21 protein-coding genes are annotated in these 24,218 nt (G+C 40.8%); 11 read left to right on the top strand and 10 right to left on the bottom strand.

Annotated features, from left to right (window positions below; all coding sequences use genetic code 11):
• Window positions 1-26: 26 nt before the first annotated feature.
• A complete protein-coding gene (gene fadA / locus F927_RS09225) occupies window positions 27-1,199 on the bottom strand; it encodes an acetyl-CoA C-acyltransferase FadA (protein ID WP_005083884.1) in 1,173 nt (390 codons plus the stop codon).
• A 12-nt stretch (window positions 1,200-1,211) separates the two neighbouring features.
• A complete protein-coding gene (fadB, locus tag F927_RS09220) occupies window positions 1,212-3,365 on the bottom strand; it encodes a fatty acid oxidation complex subunit alpha FadB (RefSeq protein WP_005083882.1) in 2,154 nt (717 codons plus the stop codon).
• Window positions 3,366-3,824: 459 nt separating this feature from the next.
• Here fadB and F927_RS09215 point away from each other — a divergent pair, with 459 nt between their 5' ends.
• From F927_RS09215 to pgsA, 5 genes are all read left to right on the top strand, one after another.
• Window positions 3,825-4,844 (top strand): hypothetical protein, encoded by a 1,020-nt coding sequence (locus F927_RS09215; RefSeq protein WP_005083880.1) that lies wholly within the window; start codon window positions 3,825-3,827, stop codon window positions 4,842-4,844.
• Window positions 4,845-5,010: 166 nt separating this feature from the next.
• Entirely contained in the window at window positions 5,011-5,925 is a 915-nt protein-coding gene (gene lpxO / locus F927_RS09210) for a lipid A hydroxylase LpxO (RefSeq protein ID WP_004637663.1), read from the top strand.
• Window positions 5,926-6,085: 160 nt separating this feature from the next.
• On the top strand, window positions 6,086-7,885 hold the full coding sequence (uvrC, locus tag F927_RS09205; protein WP_005083879.1) for an excinuclease ABC subunit UvrC: 1,800 nt from the start codon (window positions 6,086-6,088) through the stop codon (window positions 7,883-7,885).
• 105 nt (window positions 7,886-7,990) lie between these two features.
• Complete coding sequence (locus F927_RS09200; protein WP_005083877.1) at window positions 7,991-8,788, top strand: thioesterase family protein; 798 nt, start codon at window positions 7,991-7,993, stop codon at window positions 8,786-8,788.
• Between the two features lie 105 nt (window positions 8,789-8,893).
• Complete coding sequence (gene pgsA, locus F927_RS09195) at window positions 8,894-9,478, top strand: CDP-diacylglycerol--glycerol-3-phosphate 3-phosphatidyltransferase (RefSeq protein ID WP_005083874.1); 585 nt, start codon at window positions 8,894-8,896, stop codon at window positions 9,476-9,478.
• A 237-nt stretch (window positions 9,479-9,715) separates the two neighbouring features.
• Here the strand turns inward: pgsA and F927_RS09190 are convergent, their stop codons facing one another.
• Window positions 9,716-10,483: an IclR family transcriptional regulator gene (locus F927_RS09190; protein ID WP_005083871.1), complete on the bottom strand. Its 768-nt coding sequence runs from the start codon at window positions 10,481-10,483 to the stop codon at window positions 9,716-9,718.
• Window positions 10,484-10,917: 434 nt separating this feature from the next.
• Here F927_RS09190 and F927_RS09185 point away from each other — a divergent pair, with 434 nt between their 5' ends.
• The 3 genes from F927_RS09185 to F927_RS09175 all read left to right on the top strand — a co-directional run bounded on the left by F927_RS09185 (window position 10,918) and on the right by F927_RS09175 (window position 14,278).
• Entirely contained in the window at window positions 10,918-13,011 is a 2,094-nt protein-coding gene (locus F927_RS09185; RefSeq protein WP_005083868.1) for an FUSC family protein, read from the top strand.
• On the top strand, window positions 13,004-13,210 hold the full coding sequence (locus tag F927_RS09180) for a DUF1656 domain-containing protein (RefSeq protein WP_005083867.1): 207 nt from the start codon (window positions 13,004-13,006) through the stop codon (window positions 13,208-13,210). Before F927_RS09185 ends, F927_RS09180 begins: the two co-directional genes overlap by 8 nt.
• A 66-nt stretch (window positions 13,211-13,276) precedes the next feature.
• Window positions 13,277-14,278, top strand: coding sequence for an HlyD family secretion protein (locus tag F927_RS09175; protein WP_004637673.1), 1,002 nt, complete (start codon window positions 13,277-13,279; stop codon window positions 14,276-14,278).
• A 1-nt stretch (window position 14,279) separates the two neighbouring features.
• Here F927_RS09175 and ruvX read toward each other — a convergent pair whose 3' ends face one another.
• The 3 genes from ruvX to recN form a co-directional block, all read right to left on the bottom strand.
• Window positions 14,280-14,723 carry a Holliday junction resolvase RuvX gene (gene ruvX, locus F927_RS09170; RefSeq protein WP_005083865.1) on the bottom strand — a complete coding sequence of 148 codons (444 nt, stop codon included), beginning with the start codon at window positions 14,721-14,723 and terminating at the stop codon, window positions 14,280-14,282.
• The gene (locus F927_RS09165; protein WP_004637675.1) at window positions 14,716-15,270 is read right to left on the bottom strand and encodes a YqgE/AlgH family protein; all 555 of its coding nucleotides are present in this window, start codon (window positions 15,268-15,270) and stop codon (window positions 14,716-14,718) included. Before F927_RS09165 ends, ruvX begins: the two co-directional genes overlap by 8 nt.
• A gap of 114 nt (window positions 15,271-15,384) precedes the next feature.
• Entirely contained in the window at window positions 15,385-17,046 is a 1,662-nt protein-coding gene (gene recN, locus F927_RS09160) for a DNA repair protein RecN (protein WP_005083862.1), read from the bottom strand.
• 333 nt (window positions 17,047-17,379) lie between these two features.
• On the opposite strand from recN, the gene ppnP reads away from it, so the two are divergent.
• From ppnP to F927_RS09145, 3 genes are all read left to right on the top strand, one after another.
• Window positions 17,380-17,706: a pyrimidine/purine nucleoside phosphorylase gene (gene ppnP / locus F927_RS09155; protein WP_004637677.1), complete on the top strand. Its 327-nt coding sequence runs from the start codon at window positions 17,380-17,382 to the stop codon at window positions 17,704-17,706.
• Window positions 17,707-17,814: 108 nt separating this feature from the next.
• Complete coding sequence (rlmB, locus tag F927_RS09150; protein ID WP_004637678.1) at window positions 17,815-18,561, top strand: 23S rRNA (guanosine(2251)-2'-O)-methyltransferase RlmB; 747 nt, start codon at window positions 17,815-17,817, stop codon at window positions 18,559-18,561.
• Between the two features lie 39 nt (window positions 18,562-18,600).
• The gene (locus F927_RS09145) at window positions 18,601-19,512 is read left to right on the top strand and encodes a DMT family transporter (protein WP_017394516.1); all 912 of its coding nucleotides are present in this window, start codon (window positions 18,601-18,603) and stop codon (window positions 19,510-19,512) included.
• Here F927_RS09145 and coaE read toward each other — a convergent pair.
• From coaE to pilB, 4 genes are read right to left on the bottom strand one after another with little or no spacing between them, the layout of a single operon-like run.
• The gene (gene coaE / locus F927_RS09140; RefSeq protein WP_005083857.1) at window positions 19,509-20,114 is read right to left on the bottom strand and encodes a dephospho-CoA kinase; all 606 of its coding nucleotides are present in this window, start codon (window positions 20,112-20,114) and stop codon (window positions 19,509-19,511) included. The genes F927_RS09145 and coaE overlap by 4 nt on opposite strands.
• 1 nt (window position 20,115) lies before the next feature.
• Entirely contained in the window at window positions 20,116-20,976 is an 861-nt protein-coding gene (locus tag F927_RS09135) for a prepilin peptidase (RefSeq protein WP_005083855.1), read from the bottom strand.
• Window positions 20,976-22,202 carry a type II secretion system F family protein gene (locus tag F927_RS09130; RefSeq protein ID WP_005083853.1) on the bottom strand — a complete coding sequence of 409 codons (1,227 nt, stop codon included), beginning with the start codon at window positions 22,200-22,202 and terminating at the stop codon, window positions 20,976-20,978. Before F927_RS09130 ends, F927_RS09135 begins: the two co-directional genes overlap by 1 nt.
• A 24-nt stretch (window positions 22,203-22,226) precedes the next feature.
• The gene (gene pilB / locus F927_RS09125; protein ID WP_005083851.1) at window positions 22,227-23,942 is read right to left on the bottom strand and encodes a type IV-A pilus assembly ATPase PilB; all 1,716 of its coding nucleotides are present in this window, start codon (window positions 23,940-23,942) and stop codon (window positions 22,227-22,229) included.
• Window positions 23,943-24,218 lie beyond the last annotated feature (276 nt).

Genomic DNA, 24,218 nt, shown 5'->3' with positions numbered 1-24,218 from the left:
GTTTCTTGTTCTCACGTGTTTAATTCTTAAACACGTTCAATAATCGTCGCGATACCTTGACCAAGACCGATACACATCGTCGCAAGACCGATTTGTGTATCTTGTTGTTCCATCACGTTCAACAATGTTGTTGTGATACGTGCACCAGAACAGCCCAATGGGTGACCCAATGCAATCGCACCACCATTCAAGTTGATGATGTCTTGTTTGTCATAAACGCCTAGACCTTTCATGACTGATAAGCCTTGAGCAGCAAATGCTTCGTTTAACTCGATCGTTTGGATGTCAGCCATCGTCAAACCAGCACGTTTAAGCGCTTTTTGAGTTGCTGGAACTGGACCGTAACCCATGATCGCAGCATCACAACCTGCAATCGCCATAGAGCGAATCACAGCACGTGGTTTCAAACCAAGCGCTTGAGCACGTTCAGCAGACATCAACAACATTGCAGATGCGCCGTCAGAAAGAGCAGATGAAGTTGCAGCTGTTACTGAACCACCTTTAGGATCAAACACTGGTTTCAATGCTTTGAAAGCTTCAAGGTTAGCATCTGGACGAATTACTTCGTCGATGTCGCAAAGGATTTTGAAACCATTTGCATCATGACCTTCAACACCAACGATTTCGTTTTTGAAACGACCTTCTTGTGTTGCAGCCCATGCACGACGGTGAGATTCAACACCGAAAGCATCTTGCTCTTCACGAGAGATACCGTTCATGCGACCTAACATCTCAGCCGTTAGGCCCATCATGTTAGATGCTTTTGCATAGTGTTTAGATGCTTCAGGGTTAAGGTCGATGCCGTGCATCATACCTACATGGCCCATGTGCTCAACACCACCGATGATGAATACATCACCTTGGTTCGTTGCAATCTGAGCTGCCGCAGTGTGGATTGCTTGCATAGAAGAACCGCAAAGACGGTTAACAGTTTGACCGCCAGCAGTTTTAGGAATATCAGCCAATAAACCAATATTACGAGCAATGTTCATACCTTGCTCTAAAGTTTGGTTTACGCAACCCCAGATTACATCTTCAACTTCGTTGGTATCAAACTGGTTACGAGCAACAAGTGCACGTACTAACTCAGCAGATAAACTGTCGGCACGTACATTGCGGAACATACCGTTACGTGATTTGCCCATGGCAGAACGAACGCCATCAACAATCACAACGTCACGTGGATTTAAAGTAGCCATTCACGTCGCTCCTTAACCGTAGAATTTTGTGTTGTTAGCAGCCATGTCACGCAACATCTGTGGCGCTTCATAAGCTTTACCTAAGTGTGCATATTTGTCGCAAAGCGCAACGTATTCAGCAACACCTGTTTGGTCGATGTAACGGCATGGGCCACCACGGAATGGAGGGAAACCTACACCCATGATCATCGCCATATCTGCTTCAGAAGCAGTTGCAACGATGTTGTCTTCTAAGCAACGAACTGTTTCGTTACAGAAAGCAAGCATCATACGGTCAATGATTTCTTGTGGATCAAATTCACGTTTTTCGCCAGTCACGAAAGGCGCAATGATTTCGTAAGCTGTTGGATCAACAGTTTTCGCTTTCTTACCTTTCTTGTCTAACACATATTTGTAGAAACCAACGTCATTCTTTTGGCCAAGACGTTTCGCTTCATACATCGCTTCGATAGAACCTTTGTAGTCAGGCTTCATACGGTCAGGGAAACCTTCAGCCATCACTTCTGCGCCATGTACACCTGTATCGATACCAACAACATCGATCAAGTATGCAGGGCCCATAGGCCAGCCGAATTTTGCCATCACATTGTCCACTTGTTGGAAATCTGCGCCATCTTTAACAAGAAGGTCGAATGCGCCGAAGTAAGGGAACAATACGCGGTTAACCAAGAAGCCAGGGCAGTCGTTTACAACGATTGGTGTTTTACCCATTTTCTGAGCTAGAACAACTGTGGTTGCGATTGCTTCATCAGAAGTCTTTTCACCACGAATAACTTCAACCAATGGCATCATGTGTACTGGGTTGAAGAAGTGCATACCAACGAAGTTTTCAGGACGTTGTAATGCTTTCGCAAGGCGTGTAATCGAGATTGTAGATGTGTTAGATGCAATGATCGTGTTTTCACGAACATGCTTTTCTGTATCTGCAAGTACGATTTCTTTAACTTTAGGGTTTTCAGTTACCGCTTCGATCACGATATCCACTTCTTTAAACTCATCGTAGCTTAAAGTAGGACGGATGCGAGCAAGGGTTTCACCCATTTGCGCAGGTTTCATTTTCTTGCGTTCAACTTGCTTTGTTAGCAAGCCATTCGCTTCTTTCATACCTAATGCAAGTTGTGGGTTACCAATGTCTTTCATGATGATTGGAGTGCCTTTGCTTGCCGCTTGGTAAGCAATACCACCACCCATAATACCAGCACCTAATACAGCTGCTTGGTTTACAGGATGAGCACCTTTTTCATATTTTTTCGCAGTTTTCTTCACAACTTGATCGTTGATGAATAAACCGATAAGTGCGCCAGCTTGTGGTGTGATCGCAGCTTTAGCGAAACCTTGAGCTTCTGCTTTTAATGCGTCATCACGAGTTGAGCTTGCACCTGCTTGTAATGAGTCAAGCAATAACTTAGGAGCAGGGTATTGTGCAGGATTTGCTTTCGCAAGAACCGCACCTTTCGCTGTATTGAACGCCATCATTTGTTCAAGTGGGTTCAATTTAATTGCATCTAATTTTTCTTGACGCTTTGCTTTCCAGTTTAAACGACCAGCAATGGCTTGTTTAACTAAATCAATAGCAGCTTCTTGTAGTTTATCAGCAGCAACAACCGCATCTACCGCACCATCTTTAAGTGCAGCAGCTGGCTTCTTCGGATTCGCCATTGCCATCCATTCAACGGCATTGTCGATACCGATCAAACGGCTTAAACGAACGCTACCACCAAAACCAGGATAGATACCGAGTTTGATTTCTGGTAAGCCGACTTGTGCTTGCTCAGACATGACACGGTAGTCACACACTAAGCACATTTCAAAACCGCCACCAAGCGCCATGCCATTGATAGCAGCAACTTTAGGGATGTCTAAATCTTCAAAGCTATTGAAGATCTCATGTACAGGCATAAGCCAGTCAACAATCGCTTGTTCACCAGCAGCGAAGTTTTCGCCAAATTCAGTAATATCTGCACCAACGATAAATGTTGATTTTCCAGAAGTAACAACTAAGCCTTTAATATCGTTATTGGCTTTAACCGCAGCAATTGCTGCTTGGAAGTCTTCAATGGTCGCACGGTTAAATTTATTAACCGACTCACCTTGTAAGTCAAAGCGGAATTCTGCAATTCCGTCCGCAAGCATTTGGACGGTAATGGCATTGCCAGCGTGGATCATGCCTGATCTCCTTGTTGTGGAGGATTCTAAGTTGATGTCATAAAGCTTATGCGCCTGTTAGGTCGCAAAAACGCTTCGGTAATCTTACGATAACTATATCTAAAAAGGGCATAACAAAGTTGTATCAAGCCGTGACGCAGTGGTCATCAAATTTTTATGTGGAAATATAAGTTATATTTGTAGATTCCAAATTTTAATTTTATGTTTTTGAAAAAATTATTAAAAATATAGAGATACGATATTTTTGCTATGTATTGTAGTCATGATGTGATGTGGCTTATTTACTTTAAAAACGGTGAGTTTTTTGGATCAAGATAAAGGTAATCTAAGTGATTAAGTATTTTTGAACTCGTAATAAAAAAAGAAGAATTTTTTATGTGTTGTTGGACAGAAGGTATTGTCTATATTTTTATCTATAGGTAGTATTTGTGTTATAAAAATGTTTAAGAAAGTAGTCTTATGTTAAAAAATAAATTTGTTGTTTTGGCAATGCTTCCATTCATGCTAAGCGCGTGTGGAGGAGGTGGTGGTGATAGTTCAAGTAATAACAAATCAGGTGGAGATGGGACACAGGACCTCACTTCCAATGGTACACGTTATTATTTTATGGATCATGAAATTTCCATATATGAAGATGATGATATAAGTATTGAAGTAGGGGATTCTTTATCTTTTGGCGCATTCGAAATTTTTAATAAGCAAGTTAAGGACCCAGAATCAAATCAACCATTAAACTCATATTTATTAACTGAGAAAAAGCTTTATTTACCGACTGATATCGCAACTAAAGTGATGAATATTCATTCAATGACCGATTGGACATATAATGTCATTGGTGATGTCAAAGAAGATTGGAAACTTGAGCGTGTTGATCTCACAAACAAAAATATGTTCGATACTGTATTGCCTAATTACCGAACTTTGGGCTTTGATGAGTTTGCTTTGGGAAATGCTGAGATATTCTTAAATGTTCATGGGAATAAGGTATTTCCTGCTGGAAGCGCGTGCTATCGTTTGGTATCGAGAAAATCGAATCAAGATACGTTTGCTTTCAGTCAAAAAACGATGATTGAACAGAGTTTTGAGGATTTTAATCTAGAGAATGAATGGTATTTATTTGATCTGATTGAAAAAAACCCATTTGTTTTTACGTATAGAGCAGCTAATGGGGGATGGCAAGGCGTATCTTGGACAACCATTTACAATACAAGTTTAGGCTTTGCAGCTAATAATAGTGTGGCTGTTGAATATCAAGGTCAAACTTATGGAGCTGATTATACCAGTAGCATTGAATGGACTGCGAAGAAAGAAATTGGACATTGGGAAACTTATTTAAAAAATGTGAATGAACCAGAGCAAATCCGTAAAGCAAAATTGAAAATTGCTCAATTAAAATCAGGTTGTTATGTGTATAATGAAAAAGCAGCTGAAGCTCTCTACGCTTTATCGTCTTTAGATTGGCAGCCTTATAAAAACTAAAACATATTCAGTATATGGATATCTTAAAATTAATGTTTTGAGATATCCATGGTTGTTATATTAACTTGATCTGATTTTTTTTTTTGAATTTGCTAATATCACCTCACTTCTAAAGTTTAAAATTCTATTGCGATATTTTAATTAATATCCAAAAGTGAGTAACTATATGATTAAGTGGATCATATTAGCGATTTTTATCATTTCTGCGTTGTATATTCAGCGCCGTGGTAAAGTAAAGCATTCGTTTTATCGTCAGTTTTTTGACCATTCTACGATTCTCGCGCCAATCAATTTTTTAATGTACATGTTTTCCAAAGTGCCGAATCAGCCGTATATCGACACGCAGCATTTCAAGGACTTAAAAGTTCTTGATGAAAACTGGGAAATGATTCGTGATGAAGCAAAAGCATTGTATGACAAAGGCGGTATTAAAGCGTCCAGTACCTATGATGACTTGGGTTTTAACTCCTTCTTTAAAACAGGTTGGAAACGTTTCTACTTGAAATGGTATGACTCGGCGCATCCATCAGCAGCAGAACTTTGCCCGAAAACAACTGCATTATTAAAGACTTTGCCAACCATCAAAGCTGCAATGTTTACTGAGCTTGCGCCTGATAGTCGTTTGGTACGACATCGTGATCCTTATGCGGGTTCGTTGCGTTATCATTTAGGTTTAATTACACCGAATGATGATCGTTGTTTTATTGATGTGGATGGTGAGCGTTACTCATGGCGAGATGGTGAAAGCGTAGTATTTGATGAAACTTATATTCACTATGCTGAAAATACCACAGACCAAAACCGTATTATCTTTTTCGCAGATGTTGAACGTCCGCTCAAAACACGTTTTATGGAAAAGTTTAATCATTGGTTTGGCAAAAAAGTCATGACTGCGGCAAGTTCTCCAAATGAAGCTGGAGATCAAACCGGTGGTTTAAATAAAGCTTTTGGTTATGTTTACCAAATTCGTATTAAAGCCAAAGCTTTGAAGAAGTCCAATCGTCAGTTGTACTACTTTTTGAAGTGGTTCATCATGTTGGGCTTGTTCTTCCTTATCTTTATTCGCCCCTATGTGTTTTAAGACGTAGTCGAATCATTCATCGCTAATTTTTTCATATTTAGCCCTGAGACCTTATCGGTTTTCAGGGCTTTTTTATTGTTTAAGTTACAGTTCATCGGGACTTGAAATTCATCGATACAAACGACATCATCAAAAGCATTACTGATCATGAAAGTCTGCCGTGAATCCAAACGCACGTGAACACATTGAAAAAATACTTGCTCATATGACCCAATTGCCGGGCGTTTATAAAATGCTGGGCAAAGATGGAGAGTTGCTTTACGTCGGTAAAGCGAAGAATCTTAAAAATCGTGTATCGAGTTATTTTGTCAAAACCATTGAGCATCCAAAAACTCAAGCATTGGTTGCGCGTATATATGACATCGAAACTTTAGTGGTTCGCTCCGAAACCGAAGCCTTATTACTTGAACAGAACCTGATTAAATTGCATCGCCCACCGTATAACATCATGCTGCGGGATGATAAGTCGTATGTATATATTTTTGTTTCAGCAGATAAGCCTTATCCTCGGATTGCAAGTGGACGGGGAAAAGGCAAACATCAAATCGGTAAATTTTTTGGACCCTATCCAAGTGCTTATAGTGCCCGCGATACCTTATTAACACTACAAAAATTGTTTAATGTCCGTCAGTGTGAAAATAGCTATTTTTCCCAACGTAAGCGACCTTGTTTACAATATCAAATCAAGCGTTGTACTGCACCCTGTGTTGGTTTGATTAGCCCAGAAGACTATAAGGAAGATGTAAATAACTCGATTCGTTTTCTACAAGGCGATACCAAAGAGCTGAATCAGGAACTGATTGGCAAAATGGAGCAAGCAGCTGAAGCCTTAGAGTTTGAGAAAGCAGTTTTTTACCGAGATCGTTTGTCCTTATTACGTGAAGTTCAAGCTCAGCAAGCTGTTTTTAAAATTAAAGGTGAAGCCGATATTTTAGCGATTGCACACCAAGCGGGTGTTACGTGTGTTCAGATTATGTATGTGCGTAATGGTCAGATGTTGGGTGGAAAAAGTTATTTTCCAGATATGCTCGGGGATGATCTGGGGCAAATGTTGAGTGATTTTATCGCGAATTTTTACTTTCAAGTCGCGGATGAAATTCCGGTTGAGCTGATCGTAAATTTAGAGGTTCCTGATAAAAAGCAATTAGAAGAAGCCTTGCAACAGACCTTTAATAAAAAAATCCAGATCAAACATAAGGTGCGTGAAACACGGGCTGAATGGCAGGAGCTTGCACAAATGAATGTGCAACATGCCATAAAAGGGAAACTCAGTAATCATCTCGAATTAAATGAGCGTTTTCATCAATTAGAGCAGGTGGTTGGTCGCCCAATTGATCGTATTGAATGTTTTGATATTAGCCATACCATGGGGGAGGCACCGATTGCTTCATGTGTGGTCTTTGATCAGGGTGGCGCAAGAAAACGCGATTATCGACAGTTTGCAATTCAGGATATTACGGGCGGGGATGACTATGCAGCGATGCGGCAAGCCCTGATTCGACGGTATAAGAAGAATATGTTGCCTGATTTACTCTTGATTGATGGGGGCAAAGGGCAGCTACATATGGCAATGGAGGTCATGCAAGAGCTTGAGTTGGATGCTTTTATGATTGGTGTGTCTAAAGGTGAGGGACGTAAACCAGGGCTAGAAACCTTGCATTTTACCGATGGAACCAAGATTCAACTTGCTGAAGACCATAAGGCTTTGCATTTAATCCAACAAGTGCGGGATGAGGCGCATCGTTTTGCCATTACCCGACATCGTGCAAAGCGTGATAAACGTCGTAGTAGTTCAGTTTTAGAAGCCATTCCCGGATTGGGACCAAAACGCCGTCGAGATTTGTTAACCCATTTTGGCGGTATTCAAGGTGTGCTGAATGCCTCTGAAAAAGAGCTGAGTTTAGTCCCGGGTTTGGGTGAGGTTATAGCAAGGACCATTTATAAAATTTTGCATGAGTGATTTGACCAATTGACCAAATCTTTCAATGATTGATTGATCAATGACCATTCACAAATGACTAAAAACATTCAAAGATAGAATCTATTGAAGATAAAAGGAAAAATGATGTCATTGCTTCCACTGTATCAACAAGTTAAGCAACAAGAAACGATTGATATTCCATCAGGATGGTTACAAGGTCGAACCGTATTTGGCGGACTCATTGCAGGACTAATGATCCAAAAAGCAATGGGGGTGGTCAACGATCCTGCAAAGCAGCTTCTCAGCTGTAATGTGACCTTCATTGGTCCCGTACAACATGGTGCAGCAAAGCTCACGGCTGAAATACTCCGTGAAGGTAAGTCTGTAACGAGTTTGGAGGTTCGTTTGTGGCAGGATGATGCAGTGCAAAGCATTTTGGTTGCGAGCTTTGGTTCGCAACGTGAGTCCCGCATTCATGTCAATCATCTGCCACATGAGCCAGATTATCCATTGCCTGAAACCTTAGATAAAACGTTTTATATCGAAGGTTTAATGCCTGAATGTATGCAGCAATTTGAATTGTGTTGGGCTGAAGGTCATTATCCAATGGCAGGAAGTGAAGCGCCTGATTTTGGTGGTTGGAGTCGTTTTGCACCAAATCTACATGCTGATCGGGAAATGCAGCTTGCAGATTTGTTTGCATTGATGGATGTGTGGCCGCCAGGGGTGTTACCTATGTTTAAGACACCTGCACCAGCCAGTTCATTGACTTGGCAAATCACTTATATCCATCCGATTGCTCAAAATATTCAGGATTGGTTTAAATACAAGGTAACAACAGAATATGCTGAACATGGTTACGCTACCGAATATGCTTATGTTTGGGATCGTGATCATCGGCTGATTGCGATCTTAAGGCAGACGGTTGCCGTGTTTGCCTAATCGACATTAGGCAGTATTTCGTATAAAGTTGCTTACAGATCGAAACAATCTCGGTACATCCTTTGCGCAATATGCAAATTTGATGCGAACAACATGGCGGTGTTTATGAGTACAGGGCGAATCCTGAACATTCCAAATATATTAACTTTGGCGCGTATTGCTCTCATACCTGTTTTTTTGGTAATCGCATATTGGCCACCAGCGATTGGCGCTGAACATCATGGTGGCATGCTACGTCATATCATATTGACAGCAATCTTCGTCCTTGCCGCACTGACCGATTGGTTTGATGGCTATTTGGCGCGAACATTGAACCAGACTTCTGCTTTTGGTCGTTTTCTCGATCCCGTCGCAGATAAGCTAATGGTGGCAGCAGCCTTAATTGTGCTTGTGCAATGGCAACCTACCAATTCAATGGCATTTGCAGCGATTGTGATTATTTCGCGTGAGATCACTGTTTCTGCTTTACGTGAATGGATGGCTGAGCTCGGGGCGCGAACCAATGTTGCAGTTTCTACAGTCGGAAAATACAAAACAGCATTCCAAATGATTGCGATCAGTGTGTTCTTGTTGAACTGGCAACCCTTAGAAATGTGGGCATACGCTTTGTTATATGCTGCGGTACTGTTAACGCTATGGTCAATGTTTATTTATCTGAAAGCCGCATGGCCGTATTTAAAGCAGCCTTAATCTTTCCTTTTTTGGTTGTTTCTTAAACCTTTCTTCGGGAAGGTTTTTTTATGCCTAGTTTGCGATTTTTTAGAATAAATATAAGAAAAAAGCCCATCAGTTGATGAGCTTAGTTCTCTGAGGAAAATCATGCTCTTTTGGGAGAGTATGCTGAAGAACAAAATCATAATATGAGAATTTTTGCATATTTTCAATCTTTAAAAATGTAAAAATTTTTAAATATTCTCATAATAAGTTTTATCCATTTTCAGAAAGTAAGGCAAACTTATGTTCAATTTGTGCTGCATTATTTTGTAAAATCTCGATCAGTTTCTGAATATTTAAAAAATCAAAGCGATTTTTTGAAGCGACTAAGGTGAGTGCAATGGGTGCTTCTTTGTTAGAAAAGCGAATAGGTACTGATAGTCCACAAACCATTGGGTCAATCTCACCTTGTGATAAATAGAAGCCTTGTTTTTTGATTTTTCTCATCTGTTGGGCAAACTCATCTAAATTCTGGGCAAAACCCACCTGAGCTAGCTCTTGAGTGAACTGTTGATAATAGGCTTGGATGCGTTGTTTGCTCAAATGGGCAATCACGATTTTAGGAGAGGCACCAATATAAACAGGACGAGGGCAACCTCGACCAAAAGACAGCAGCTCTGCTTCTTTAAAAGTTTCATGATGTAAATCAATACAATAATCATGATTTAAATAAGTGAGTAAACAACATAGCTCAGTTTTATCCACGATATCACGCATAAATGGAATACTGATCTGAACCAATGGGTCGGTGCTATGCGAAATATAATCTAAAACAGCGATTTTGGAGCCTAAAGTATAATCTCCTGAAGTTCCGCTAATGCGTTTAAGCATATCGGCAGAAACCAATTCTTTAAGATAACGGTAGGCAGTCGGCTTGGACAATCCAAGTTCATCACAAATGATATCGACATTGATGATTGGGCGTGTAACCGAAAATAAATCCAGCACAGTGAGAATCTTACCAAAACTCGAACTTGCCATGATGATGTGCCTACTCCTTAAAAAGAACGTGAAAATCAAACTTTTATTGTTTTATAACAGAAAAGCGTTGAGTCTGATATGGGCCTTAGAATTTGTTGGGCTCACCTGAATAAATCTAAAGCTGTCTGAGAAAACTTAGCGAATTCAATAAAAACACGGTTATTAAACACATTAAATTATCAAATTATGATAATTATGTTGACTAATTTATCATTTTTTGGAAAAATTATCCATGCAATGTCTTCATTGGATAATTATTGTGCTAAGCAGTGATTTCCATAACGCTGTCCACATTGTGCCTCATTTCAAATTAATCAGCTTAGTGTTCATCGGCTGTTTTGGGTTAATCCTAAAATAGGCTGGATGTGTTGTCTCTTGATTTATATAGACCGCAATATGATGAGCAAAAACTGACCTAGCATTGAGATATATACATGTTACTTAAACAGTTGTTGGCTTTTAGACCAAGCCGACTAGACATCATTTTTGCCTGCAAAACCTTTGTGGCAGGTATGTTGGCACTGTTTGTTTCATTTGAACTGGATTTGATTAATCCGATGTGGTCGATTGGAACCGTTTTGATTATTGCTAATCCATACTCAGGAATGGTGTCATCAAAATGTGTTTATCGACTGGTGGGTACTGTTGTCGGAGCAATTATTGCTTTGATCTTAACCCCTCATTTTATTAATACACCGTGGTTATTCACGATTATTTTGTCACTTTGGGTTGGCTTTGCTTTGTACGTTTCTTTATTGGATCGTACACCTCGTAGCTATGTCTTTATGTTGGCAGGGTATTCAACTGCGATGATTGTTTATAACGCTATTACTTATATTGATAGCTACAATATTTTTGATATTGCTTTAGCACGAGTATTAGAGATTTCGATCGGTGTCATTGCAACTGCTGTTGTCTCTGCAACGTTCTTTCCAGTACATGTTGGGGCGATGATTAAACAAAGAGTAAACAAGGCATTGCATGATCTAGAAAGCACGTTTGAGAATTTGGTGACCGTTCAGGAGACGCCTCAAGATTATACTCAGATTTTATCAGTGATTACCCGAGATGCTTCAGATATTCATGCGCTTGCTGTGCATTTAAATTATGAAAAAGGTGAGCTTAAAGGGATGACGAAACCGTTGCAGGAAATGTTGCATCAGGTTTCCCTCGTGGTGGCCAATCTAGTAGCGCTTTCTCAACGTGTGAAACAGCTTGAACAGATGCAAATGGTTGAGCTTGCACCACATCTAGATCGAATTAGACAGCGTACTTTATTATTTTTAAAGCAAGAAAAAGCATTGCTCCCATCGGATTTACAAACGTTGCCGACAGGGTTTGAACAAGATTTTTTCGAATTAATTGCAATGGCAACATCCGAGCAGCAAGTTGTTTTGGGTGCTCTAAAAATGGATATCCGCCATTTTATTGCCAATATTTTGGCTGTGAAACTCATTTGGCAACACATTCAGCAAGGGAAAAAAGATATTCCAGCGGAAATTACCGCTATTAGTACCACCTATCCGAGTTTACATCGTGACCATGGGATCGCAGTTCGTGGTGGGATCAGTGCTGTATTAATTACTTTTATCGTTACTGGTGCGTGGATTATTTCAGGTTGGAAAGCTGGGTTTATGATGGCGCAGATGGGGGCAGTAACGGCATGTATTCTGACGGCCTTGGATAATCCAGTGCCTGTGTTGCGAATTTTTATTTGGGGCAGTTTGTTTTCAGCAGTCTTGGTCTTTTTGTATGCATTTGGAATTTTTCCGCATGTGACACATTTTTGGCAATTGGCTTTGGTTCTTTTTCCTGTGTTTTTGGTTGCTGTGAGTATGATGGCAAATCAAATGTTGATGCCCGTTGGAATGGTGCTCGGTATCAACACAATGATGGGTTTGAATCTACATAATCAATACACCATGGATGCTGTGTCTTATTTAGACAGCTCCTTTGCGATGGTATTGGGTGTTTTGGTTTCATTGATCGTCATCGATCTGGTGAGAGCTGTTTCTCCAGATACCAGTGCAACACGTATTTTGGCTTTACATTATCAAGCCATGCGTCAAGCAATTCATATGGCTTACGGAAGTGACTTCAAGATCCACCTGCGCAGTATGCTAGATCGAGTGGGCGTATTGAATACTAAGATGGTACAAGATCTTGAGATAAAAACTTCGATTCAACATGCTTTGGTTGAGAGTAGTTCAATTGTTGATTTGGTTCGTTTGCAAGAAATTAGTCAGAAACTCCCTCAGTTTGAAACTTTGCAGAACCAAGTGAAGAGATTACAGCAACAATTGACTGATTATTTCAAAACCCAAGAAAAACGGTTGTCAGTGAATCACTTTCCAGCAGAAATTGTTCAGCAAATAGAGCAATTGCAATTCATTTCCTCCGAAATTGAGGACGAGCAATTACGTCAACGTATGCAGATTTCATTGAACAATATTCGTGTCAGCATTGGACATATGCCTGCTGAAGAGATGTTCTCAACAATAAATGCTGTAGGTGTATCGCATGGGTGAAATAAATCTATATGGAATTTATATTCCGATTTTGTTGGTACAAGCCATTATTGCCTATGTGTTATTTAAGTTCTCTAATCCGCTCACAGATCGTTTAATTGCAAAAGGTTGGATTGCATTACCTAGCATTTTCAATCTGTGTTTTTACTTGGGACTATTGTTATTCGTACATGGATTGTTTGTTTGGTTGTGGGTTTAGTGGCTTTCACAAGTGCTCATTTTTGAAAATTGAATCAGTTAAGAATATGTACGAAAGGTGATGAACATGAATGCATTTGATGTGCGAAAAGTTATACGTCCCGTGGTTTTACTTCTCGCGATTTTGATCGCTGTCTATACGGTTGTGCATTTGTGGAATTATTACAATGCATCGCCCTGGACACGTGATGGACGTGTCCGCGGTGATGTGATTCAGGTCGCTTCGGATGTGAATGGTTTGGTTACTGAGGTTTTAGTTCAAGATAACCAGACGGTGAAGAAGGGACAGGTGCTTTTCACCATCGATGTGGCACGCCAAGCTTTGGATGTTGAGCAAGCAAAATCTGATTTGGCCAAAGCCAATGCAGGATTGGCACAAGCGCAAGCGAATCTAGCTGGTGCAAAGGCAAGCTTGGTTAAGACTGAGGCCAATATGAAATTGGCTGAAAAGAATGCAGCACGTTATGCGAGTTTGATGGATGGTGCGATCTCAAAGCAAGAGCAAGATCAAGTTTTTGCCGCGCGTGATCAGGCACTTGCAGAACGTGAGCAATTGACGGCAACGATCGAGCAGGCGAATGCTGCGATTCAACAACAACATGCGTTGATCGAAGTTGCTCAGAGTAATTTACATTTAGCACAATTGAATTTGCAGCGCTCAGAAGTGGTCGCACCTGCGGATGGGACTTTGTCTAACTTTGACTTGAGAGTTGGTAATTACGTGAAGGTTGGGCAGCCTGTGGCGGCACTGTTAGACCGTCATCAACTGTACGTGGTCGGATATTTTGAAGAAACCAAACTTAATCGGATTCATGTTGGAGACCAAGCGACTGTACAGTTAATGGGGGATAAACAGAAGATCCAAGGGCATGTACAGGGGATCGCTACAGGGATTGAAGATCGCGAACGTTCAGGAAGCTCTAATTTATTAGCAAACGTAAATCCAACTTTTAGTTGGGTGCGTTTAGCGCAACGTGTGCCTGTGAAAATTGTTTTGGATGAGCAACCGCATAATCCATTGGCTTTTGTCTCAGGACGTACTGCGACGGTCAGAATTATTGAGAAATAAGCTAAGGTGTAATTCCAACAGGATTGCGATACCAACTTTGAATAAGCAGTGCAGCGGCAAAGCTGTCTGCTGATAAACGCTTTGCTTGTCCTTTGCTTTGATAAAATTCGAGTTCTTCCCGTGCTTCTCGTGTAGTTAGGCGTTCATCTACCATCCAAGTGGTAATATTGGTTTGATGGCGTAGGCGTCTTGCAAACTTTCGAGCTCGGGCTGACAGTTCAGACTCACTGTCATCCATATTTAGGGGTAAGCCAACAATAAATAGATTGGGCTGCCATTCTTTGACGATTTTTAACAGTTGGTTCCAGTCGGGAATACCATCTTTCATGCTGAACAGTGGGAGTGGATTGGCACTTTCAATACTTGATTGGCCAATTGCCATTCCCATTTTTTGTGTTCCAAAATCAAAAGCCATAATAGATTGAGGGGGATTTAACTCAGGCATGACCAATCTCTGAGGCAAGCCAAGTACGATCTACGCCGATTTTTTTGTATGCCGCATCCCAACGATCGCCATAGGGTAGATTGAAAATCAAATCCATATCAGAATCACAAATCAACCAGTCGCCACGTGCCATTTCTTCTTCAAGTTGATTTTTTGCCCAACTCGCATAACCTAGCGCGATCTGATAACGGCCAACACCTTCATTGTGAGCAATCGCATCTAAAATATCTTTGCTGGTGGTAATACATACATTTTCACCAACGGCTATCGATGAATGCCAAGTCGGTTGTCCAGTATGTAATACAAAGCCAGCTTCTGGACGCAATGGTCCACCCTGCAAAACTGCATGGGGTTGTACATTATCCGCATCAATTTCTAAATCATTCAGTAGCTCTTTGATCTGTAATTCAGATGGGCGATTGATAATGATGCCTTGTGCACCGTCTTCATCATGGCGTGCAACATAGATGACCGTATTTGCAAAGAATTCATCAGCCATGTCTGGTGGGGCAATGAGACAACGATGCGTTAAATATTGTTTCGTCACCTAGGCGGTTCTCCATCAAAAGATTGAGTTAATCTATGTATATAGGTTCTTTTTATCAACATACAAGAGTTAATCGGATTTCGCCAATCATTTTCTGATAATTTGTTGCAAAGTTCAGGCTGACTGGAATTTGAGTTGGCGTAATTGCTTGGCGTGTTGCAGGGTTGTTTCGCTAATTTCTACCCCACCAGACATACGCGCGAGCTCTAAAATACGGTGCTCTTCATCCAACTCAATGATGGTGCTACTCGCAGGATCTGTTTGTTGTTTTTTCACCAATAAATGCTGATCAGATTGTGCTGCCACTTGGGCTTGATGCGTAATACAGAGTAACTGGACGTGTTGAGCCAAATCAGCCAGTAACCGGCCAACAACTTCAGCTGTTCCACCGCTAATCCCCACATCGATTTCATCAAAAACCAACACCTCGGCTTCGGTTTTCTCTGCATTCATCACTTGCATGACTAAGGCGATACGGGATAATTCTCCGCCCGATGCAACGCGTGCCAGTGGTTGTGGTGGAATCCCTTTATTCGCAGTAAAGAGCAGTTGAATTGTGCTCAGCCCCTCGGCATTGGCTTGTTCCATCGGTTCAAATTTGAACTCAAAATGTGCTTCTGGTAGCGCAAGGGGTTTCACTTGTTCAGTCAGTTGTTTAGCTAAAGGAATAGCAGCTTCACGACGAATTTGATCTAGATATTCGGCTTTTTGCACAAATGCTTGATGAGATAATTCAACCTGTTCTGCCAAAGTTTCAGGATCTTCAAGTTGATGTAGTTGTTCTAGCTCTTGTTGCCAGGTTTCATATTCTTGTTTTAATAATTCAGGTTGGGTGCGGTATTTTCGTGCCAAACGATGAAAGACTTCTAAGGTGGTATTTAGTTGTTCCATACGTTCAGGATCAAAACTTTGGCGGTCAATGAACTGACGTAGACTTGCAGTTGCATCGTCAATTTCACTTTGAGCATTTAATAATGAATTATAAATATTAGAAAGATGCTCACTACGTCCAGCATGAGATTCTAAACGGCGGATAATTGATGCAATTTCTTGGGTAATATTTTGCTCGGCTTCATCTAAGACATTTAAGCTATAGCCACAGTCTTGCATGATATGTTCGTGATGGCTTAGGCGATCAAACTCTTGTTCTGTTTCTCGATAATCCGTTTGAATGACTTCTTCGAGTTCTTCAATTTGTAACTCCAAACTTTGAATTTTTTGGATGCGTGTGGCTTGAGCATCTAAAGCTGCTTGATGTTGGCGAATATTATTTTGCCATGTTGCATAGGCATCACGCACTGCTTGAGCAGGTTCTGCAAAGTTATTGTAGCGATCTAACCAATGTTTAGGGTAGGGTGGTTCGAGTAATTGTTGCTGGCTGTGCTGACTATAAAGCTGAACCAGTAAACGTCCGATTTCTTTAAGTTCGGCTAAACTGCTCGGTCGACCATTGATCCACGCTTTACTGCGTCCAGTAGCAAAAATAACTCGTCTTAAATGAATTTCCCCAGTGTCATCTTCAAGTTCATGTTCAGTCAACCAATGAGCTTCAGCACTGTCTGCTTGATAACTGAACACGGCGGTGACATCTGCCTTGTCAGCACCATAGCGAACATAGTTGGTATCGGTGCGTTCACCCAAACATGCAGACAAAGCATCTAACAATAATGACTTGCCGGCACCTGTTTCACCTGTTAAGACATTAAAGCCTTGTTCAATGTCTAAAGCCAAATGGTCAGCTAGTGCAAAATTAATTAAAGTTAAATGGGTCAGCATGAATGCATCCAATGCATGAAATCTTTTGCTTAAAGATAGAGAAATTTTACCGAGGCGACAAGAGTATCTTGTTTGATCGAAACAAAAGAACGCTGAATTTATTTGAATTCAGGATTAGTGGAATATTGTTGTAAATAAATGACTTGATCATTTTAAAGCGCGCCCCTTGTTATATTCGTTGATTAAAGAGGTTGCGGGGTCAGTTTATTTTATCTCAGCGCTGAGAAAATTGCGGAGAAAGCATGATAAAAATGGATTGATTCGTGGCGCTGGCACAATTAAACTAGCTCCATCATAACCTAATATAAATGCTGCATTATTTGGAGAGTAGGCATGAGTTCAGTGCAGTTTGATCATGTTACGGTCATTAAAAAATCAAATGTGTATTTTGGCGGGGCATGTATCAGTCATACCGTACAGTTTGAAGATGGAACGAAAAAGACGTTAGGTGTGATTTTACCCACTGAACAACCTCTAACTTTCGAAACCCATGTCCCTGAGCGTATGGAAATTATTTCAGGGGAGTGTCGTGTGAAAATTGCCGATAGTGCTGAAAGTGAATTGTTCCGTGCGGGACAGTCTTTTTATGTACCAGGTAATAGTATGTTTCATATCGAAGCAGATGAAGTCCTTGATTATGTTTGCCATTTAGAAGGCTAACCTATTTGGACCTAAATCGAGTACACTATATCTAAAGAGAATCCTGTAAAGCCATTTACAGGATTTTTTATTTTTTTAAATTTCCCCCTTAAGTTAAAGAGGTTGTTCATGGCAAAACCTGAATATTATTATGGCGTTCACTCTGTTGAGACGTTGTTAGAGTTAGAGCCTGAACGTGTTTTGACCTTATTTACCTTAAAAGGGCGTGATGATCAGCGTTTACAAAAGATTTTGCAGTTAGCAGAACCTTTTGGTATCAGTGTACAAAAGGCGAGTCGTGACAGTCTAGAAAAATTGGCAGGTCAGCCCTTCCATCAGGGCGTTGTTGCAGCTGTGCGTCCACACCCGACCTTGAACGAAAAAGATCTTGATCAACTGATGCAACAATCACCAAATGCTTTATTGTTAGCTCTAGATCAAGTGACAGATCCACATAATTTAGGTGCTTGTATTCGTACAGCGGCGGCAATGGGTGTACAGGCTGTAATCGTGCCGCGAGATCGTGCCGCTAGTTTGACACCGACCGCCCGAAAAGTTGCCGCAGGTGGTGCTGAAAAAGTTAAATTTATCCAAGTGACCAATTTAGCGCGTACTTTGGCACATTTGAAAGACACCACGCATACTCGTGTGATTGGTACCATGTTAGATGAAAAGGCTTTGCCGATTCAACAATGTGACTTTAGTGGACCTGTTGTGATTGTTATGGGGGCTGAAGACACAGGTTTAAGACCAATTACGCAGTCGCAATGTGATCAAACGGTTTATATTCCAATGTCAGGTGATTTACAGAGTTTAAATGTGAGTGTCGCGACTGGCATGGCGCTCTATGAGGCTTGTCGTCAGCGCAACCTGTAAACTTGATGCATTACTCAGCCATCGATTAAGTGATTGAACATGACCTCGCGAACTCAAGGCTACATATTTATCTTGATCACGATGTGCATTTGGGGCGGATTTACTATTTTTTCTCGTCTCAATGCCCATTGGCATATTAATGCCTGGGATTTAGTGGCCATGCGTTTTGCGATTGCATCGATGATCTTAATGCCAATCTTAATTTATAAAAAAGATTTGGCTTTTTTATGGCAACCTCGTGCCGTGATTTTGGCATTGATTGGTGGGTTGGCGTATTGTTTTACGGTCTATATTGCTTTTTTACATGCACCAGCAGCACATGCTGCCATTTTCCTTAATGGTTGTATTCCTCTTTGTACCGCCGTGGCGGCCTATCTCATCTTTAAGCAACCTTTTGATAAACATACTTGGATGAGTTTAGTCATCATGTTGAGTGCATTAGCGCTGATGAGTTATTTGATGTTGCATGAACAAACCACTGTATTTGGGGTGGGGGATGTACTTTTGTTCATGAGTGCAGTCTGGTGGGGTATTTTTACCGTACTTCTTAAACAATGGAAAATGTCGGCGTGGCATTCTACGGCGAGTGTAGTGATTTGGTCAGCATTGATTTATCTACCAATTTATTTTTTATTTATTCCAAAGCATTTCCATGAGGCAGAACCTTTACATTTAGTTATACAAGGACTGTTCCATGGCGTATTAGTCGTCATTATTGCAACCTTGACCTATGTTGCTGCAATTGAGCGTTTAGGCGCATTTAAAACAGGAAGTATTGTCACTTTGGCACCCTTTATTGCCGCCGTGATTGCAGTGCCGTTGTTAAATGAGCCTTTAAGTCTTGCTGTTGCGTGTGGTCTAGTCGGGATGGCAATTGGTGCATTACAGCCTTGGAGATGGCGGAGACAAGACAGTTTAAGTCAGCAACTTTCCCAGCAAAATAAAAATTAGCTGTGTTTTTCAGCACGTTGCAAATAAGTAAGATGCAAGGGTCTCAGTTGTTCATGTAAATGTTCTAATAAACCATCATTCAACACAATATCATTGGCCAGTTGCTGTTTTTGATTTCTTGGCATTTGCGCTGCGATAATTTTTCTAATTTGTTCTTGGTTTTGTACATCTCGTTGGCTAGCGCGTTGCAATTGCGTTTGCTCATCTGCATCAACCAGTAGCGTATGATGGACCAATTCATGTTGATTTGTTTCAAATAAGAGTGGTGAAACCAAAATGACATAAGGGCTTTCAGCATGCTGTAGTTGTTGGATAATAGACTGACGAATCGCTGGATGGGTAATCTGTTCTAAGGTTTGACGGGCTTCAGGAGATTTGAAAATATGCTCTCTAAGCGCACGTCGATTCAGATGACCGTCTTCAAGTAAGACCCAGTCACCGAAAGCTTGATGGATATCTTGCAGCGCCTTTTGACCTGGTTCGACGACCTCTCTCGCCACAACATCTGCATCAACGACTGTAATACCTTGGGACTCAAACCATTGAGTCGCAGCTGATTTACCGCTGCCAATACCACCTGTAATCCCCAAGATAAATTGCATATTAGCCACCTAAATAAACTTTCATAATTTGATCACCCCATAAAAATGCGATCCAGCCTGCAATTGCAATATAGGGGCCAAAAGCAAAGGGCTGATTTTCACCGCGCATTTTCAATAAGATGATACCAATAATTGCACCGACAACAGAAGAAAGTAACACAATTAAAGGCAAGAGCATTGGACCCATCCAAGCCCCTAATGCAGCCAGTAATTTAAAATCGCCATAGCCCATACCCTCTTTGCCAGTAAATATTTTAAAAAGATAATAAACAATCCAAAGGCAAAGGAAGCCAATCACATAACCCCAAATTGCTGAGTTTGCTGTGGTGTAGATCGCAAAACTATTAATGGCTAAACCGAGTGCTGCCAATGGGAGTGTAAAGCGGTCTGGAAGCAATTGTGTATCAAAATCAATAAAAGTAAGGGTAATTAACACCCAAGTCAGAACTAAACCGAATAGCATTTGGAGGGTAGGACCAAAAACAGCAACGACCACTAGAGAGCATCCCATGGTCAATAACTCGATCAATGGGTAACGAATACTAATCGGGTTTTGACAGGCACCGCATTTACCACGGAGTACTAACCAGCTGATCACTGGGATATTTTGATACCAGCGGATAGGGGTGTGGCACTTAGGGCAAGTTGATGCAGGGTGACTTAAAGTCAGCTTTTCTTCTTCAATGATAGGTTGTTCTGGATGGAGTAGCATTTGGCATTCTTGTTGCCATTCCTGCTCCATCATTCTTGGCGTTCGGAAAATAACAACATTCAGAAAGCTACCAATACATAAACTAAAAAGCCCAACTGCTAGATAAAGTGCAGTTGGGTTTTCGATAAAATAATTTAAGAATTGCTGCATTAGACCACAGAGCCCATTTGGAAAATTGGAAGGTACATCGCGATAACAAGACCACCCACAAGTACTCCTAGAATTGCCATAATTAATGGCTCCATCATTGCGGTTAAGCCATCGACCGCATTGTCGACTTCATTTTCGAAGTGAGTAGCAACTTTATCAAGCATACTATCTAAAGCACCTGATTCTTCACCAATTGCGACCATTTGAATCGCCATTGATGGAAAGCGATTAGAAACACGCATGGCAAATTGTAACTGTTGTCCTGTAGCAACATCTTCACGAATTTTCATCACGGCTTCTTCATAAACAACGTTGTTGGTTGCACCAGCCGTTGATTCGAGTGCATCAATCAATGGAACCCCTGCTGCAAATGTTGTTGCAAGTGTACGACTATAACGCGCAATAATTGCTTTATAAACCAAATCACCAAATATTGGTAAGCGTAATGCAAGTTTATCAAGAGTGTCGCGGAATTTTTTACTACGCTTTTTTGCTTCAAGAAAACAGGCAATAATCGCACCGACAACGATAATTAAAATAAACCAATATTCTTGCATCCAAACGGACATATTCACGACCATTTTGGTAAAAGCAGGTAAATCTGCACCAAATGAGCTAAATAGATCTTGGAAAACAGGGACTACCTTGACCATCAAAATAATGGTGACAATCACTGCAACCACGATAACTGTCGCAGGATATTTCATGGCTTTTTTGATTTTTTGTTTGAGTAACTCACTTTTCTCTTTATAAATCGCGACGCGATCTAGCATGGTTTCTAGTGCACCAGATTGTTCACCAGATTCAACTAAAGAGCAAAAGAGGTTGTCAAAGTATTGTGGGTATTTTCTTAATGCGCCCGCAAAGGTATTACCGCCTTCAACTTCGCCTTTGAGTCCAAGTACCACTTCCCGCATCGATGGATTCTCTAAACCTTCAGCCACGATTTCAAAGCCTTGCACGAGTGGGACACCAGCTTTCATCATGGTTGCCAGTTGGCGTGTAAATACCGTGATATCAAGGGTGGTGACTTTCTTCTTCATCAAACCTTCAAGAATGTTTTTGCGTTTTTCTCGAATGTTCTTAATCGTTACCCCTTGTTTGCGTAATGTGACTTTGGCTAAAGCCATATTACGTGCTGGTAATTCCCCTTTAATTTTTGCCCCTTTGCGATCTACCCCTTCGTAAGCAAAAGTAGGCATCATTTGCGCTTTTTTAGCTGCCATGACTGATAATCCTTTTTATTAATTTTATTCACTTGTGACGCGGTTAATTTCTTGCAATGAGGTAATGCCTTGCATGACCTTTTTTAAACCTGAGCGTCTTAAATTATTAAATCCTGCTTTTTCTGATGCCGCTGCGATTTGTAAAGCATTGCCATCCTCCATAATAATTTTAGAGATCTCAGGCGTCACCTTCATGACCTCATAGATACCGACACGGCCTTTATAGCCTTCACGACATTCTGAGCAGCCGACTGGTTGAAAGATTTGCAATTCAGGGTCAGCTAAATCCTGTTCAGTAAAGCCGAGTTCTAATAAGCTTTGTTTGGGGATCTCTATGGGTGCTTTACAGTGTGAGCATAAACGACGGGCTAAGCGTTGTGCAATCACAAGATTGACCGAAGTTGCGATATTGAAAGAGGGAACGCCCATATTGCGTAAACGCGTCAGTGTTTCAGGTGCACTATTGGTATGTAGCGTGGACATCACCATATGACCCGTTTGAGCAGCCTTGATTGCAATTTCTGCTGTTTCTAGGTCACGAATCTCACCGACCATGATAATGTCTGGATCTTGACGTAAGAATGCTTTCAGCGCGGCAGAGAAGGTAAGGCCTGTCTTGGTGTTGACGTTAACCTGATTGATTCCTTCTAAGTTAATCTCCACTGGGTCTTCAGCAGTAGAAATATTGGTGTCTTCAGTATTTAGAATGTTGAGACCTGTATATAACGACACAGTTTTACCAGAACCCGTTGGGCCAGTAATTAACAGCATGCCTTGAGGTTTTTCAAGCGCCTCCATAAATAGAGCTTTTTGTTCATCCTCGTAACCGAGTGCCTCAATTCCGAGCATGGCGCTGGAAGGATCCAGAATACGGAGTACTAGCTTTTCACCAAATAGGGTAGGCAGTGAGTTGACACGAAAGTCAATCGCTTTGGTTTTCGAAAGTTTGAGCTTAATACGACCATCTTGCGGCATTCGTTTTTCAGAAATGTCCATTTGAGACATGACTTTTAAACGGGAAGCTAAGCGATTTGCCATTTGCAACGGTGGCGTCGCAATTTGTCTTAAGACACCATCTACGCGATAACGAACACGATAGGTTTTTTCATAGGGTTCAAAATGTAGATCAGACGCACCCATGCGAATGGCATCAATCAGTAACTTGTTGATGTATTTTACAATTGGTGATTCATCCCCTTGAGGCGTTTCATCACTTTCATCTTTCTGCGAATCTTGGCTGACATCAATATCTAAGTCAAAGTCTTCACTGTCACCAAAATCAAAACTTCCAGAGTCACCAAACTGCTGTTCAATCAGTTTTTCAAGTTTACTATGTTCGACGATAATCGGTTCAATATTGAGCTTGGTGTTAAATCGCATCGCATCAAGCGCGTCAATATTGGTTGGATTACTTGTCGCGACATAAAGAATTTGTCCGCGTTGAATGAGAGGGGCAACCCGATGCTTTTGAATTAATTTGCTGTCAGCAAGCTCACGAGGTAATAAAGCAGTATCAAAAACAGCTAAATCAAAAATAGGTTCGCCAAACTCTGCCGAGATTGACTCTGCAATAGTGAGTTGAGAGATACGATGATGTTCAATTAAATATCCAACAATATCTTGTTGTGTTTTTTTTGCTGTATCGATTGCAGTTTGCATTGTCGATGCAGACATATGACCATCTTCGACTAACCGTCGAATAAACCCCGAAAATTTTGGAGACGTATGTAATCCTGACATCTGTCCGCCTTATATCAAAATGTTTATAATATGTATCCTAAAAATTATACTTTTGTTATGCAAAAATACTACTAGAGAAAGTGTCGTTTTTGACTTGATTCATTGCTAAAACTTTGAACTAATCGAGTTTTTTGTCAATTAATTTTGTTTGTTGTATTCGATATTCACAACAAGATAAAAAGCCAAACCTAAAATTTGTGTTTTATTTCAGAGATTCGCCATTAGAAATACTCAAAATGTGTTGTCTCCTTTTAATGGATCAAGAGGAGGTTTTGC

Origin of the sequence: Acinetobacter haemolyticus CIP 64.3 = MTCC 9819 (genome assembly GCF_000369065.1) — a bacterium.
Lineage (GTDB): Bacteria > Pseudomonadota > Gammaproteobacteria > Pseudomonadales > Moraxellaceae > Acinetobacter > Acinetobacter haemolyticus.
Note: the sequence above shows the minus strand (reverse complement) of the source record. Positions and strands in the feature narration are given on the sequence as shown.

What these genes read in the sequence shown, in the direction of transcription:
- recN (WP_005083862.1), bottom strand. Translation starts at nt 17,046, where the DNA reads ATGCTGACCCATTTAACTTTAATTAATTTTGCACTAGCTGACCATTTG.
- coaE (WP_005083857.1), bottom strand. Translation starts at nt 20,114, where the DNA reads ATGCAATTTATCTTGGGGATTACAGGTGGTATTGGCAGCGGTAAATCA.
- F927_RS09185 (WP_005083868.1), top strand. Translation starts at nt 10,918, where the DNA reads ATGTTACTTAAACAGTTGTTGGCTTTTAGACCAAGCCGACTAGACATC.
- ppnP (WP_004637677.1), top strand. Translation starts at nt 17,380, where the DNA reads ATGAGTTCAGTGCAGTTTGATCATGTTACGGTCATTAAAAAATCAAAT.
- pilB (WP_005083851.1), bottom strand. Translation starts at nt 23,942, where the DNA reads ATGTCAGGATTACATACGTCTCCAAAATTTTCGGGGTTTATTCGACGG.
- rlmB (WP_004637678.1), top strand. Translation starts at nt 17,815, where the DNA reads ATGGCAAAACCTGAATATTATTATGGCGTTCACTCTGTTGAGACGTTG.
- F927_RS09180 (WP_005083867.1), top strand. Translation starts at nt 13,004, where the DNA reads ATGGGTGAAATAAATCTATATGGAATTTATATTCCGATTTTGTTGGTA.
- fadB (WP_005083882.1), bottom strand. Translation starts at nt 3,365, where the DNA reads ATGATCCACGCTGGCAATGCCATTACCGTCCAAATGCTTGCGGACGGA.
- F927_RS09135 (WP_005083855.1), bottom strand. Translation starts at nt 20,976, where the DNA reads ATGCAGCAATTCTTAAATTATTTTATCGAAAACCCAACTGCACTTTAT.
- F927_RS09200 (WP_005083877.1), top strand. Translation starts at nt 7,991, where the DNA reads ATGTCATTGCTTCCACTGTATCAACAAGTTAAGCAACAAGAAACGATT.
- pgsA (WP_005083874.1), top strand. Translation starts at nt 8,894, where the DNA reads ATGAGTACAGGGCGAATCCTGAACATTCCAAATATATTAACTTTGGCG.
- F927_RS09175 (WP_004637673.1), top strand. Translation starts at nt 13,277, where the DNA reads ATGAATGCATTTGATGTGCGAAAAGTTATACGTCCCGTGGTTTTACTT.
- fadA (WP_005083884.1), bottom strand. Translation starts at nt 1,199, where the DNA reads ATGGCTACTTTAAATCCACGTGACGTTGTGATTGTTGATGGCGTTCGT.
- lpxO (WP_004637663.1), top strand. Translation starts at nt 5,011, where the DNA reads ATGATTAAGTGGATCATATTAGCGATTTTTATCATTTCTGCGTTGTAT.
- F927_RS09190 (WP_005083871.1), bottom strand. Translation starts at nt 10,483, where the DNA reads ATGGCAAGTTCGAGTTTTGGTAAGATTCTCACTGTGCTGGATTTATTT.
- F927_RS09215 (WP_005083880.1), top strand. Translation starts at nt 3,825, where the DNA reads ATGTTAAAAAATAAATTTGTTGTTTTGGCAATGCTTCCATTCATGCTA.
- F927_RS09130 (WP_005083853.1), bottom strand. Translation starts at nt 22,202, where the DNA reads ATGGCAGCTAAAAAAGCGCAAATGATGCCTACTTTTGCTTACGAAGGG.
- F927_RS09145 (WP_017394516.1), top strand. Translation starts at nt 18,601, where the DNA reads ATGACCTCGCGAACTCAAGGCTACATATTTATCTTGATCACGATGTGC.
- ruvX (WP_005083865.1), bottom strand. Translation starts at nt 14,723, where the DNA reads ATGCCTGAGTTAAATCCCCCTCAATCTATTATGGCTTTTGATTTTGGA.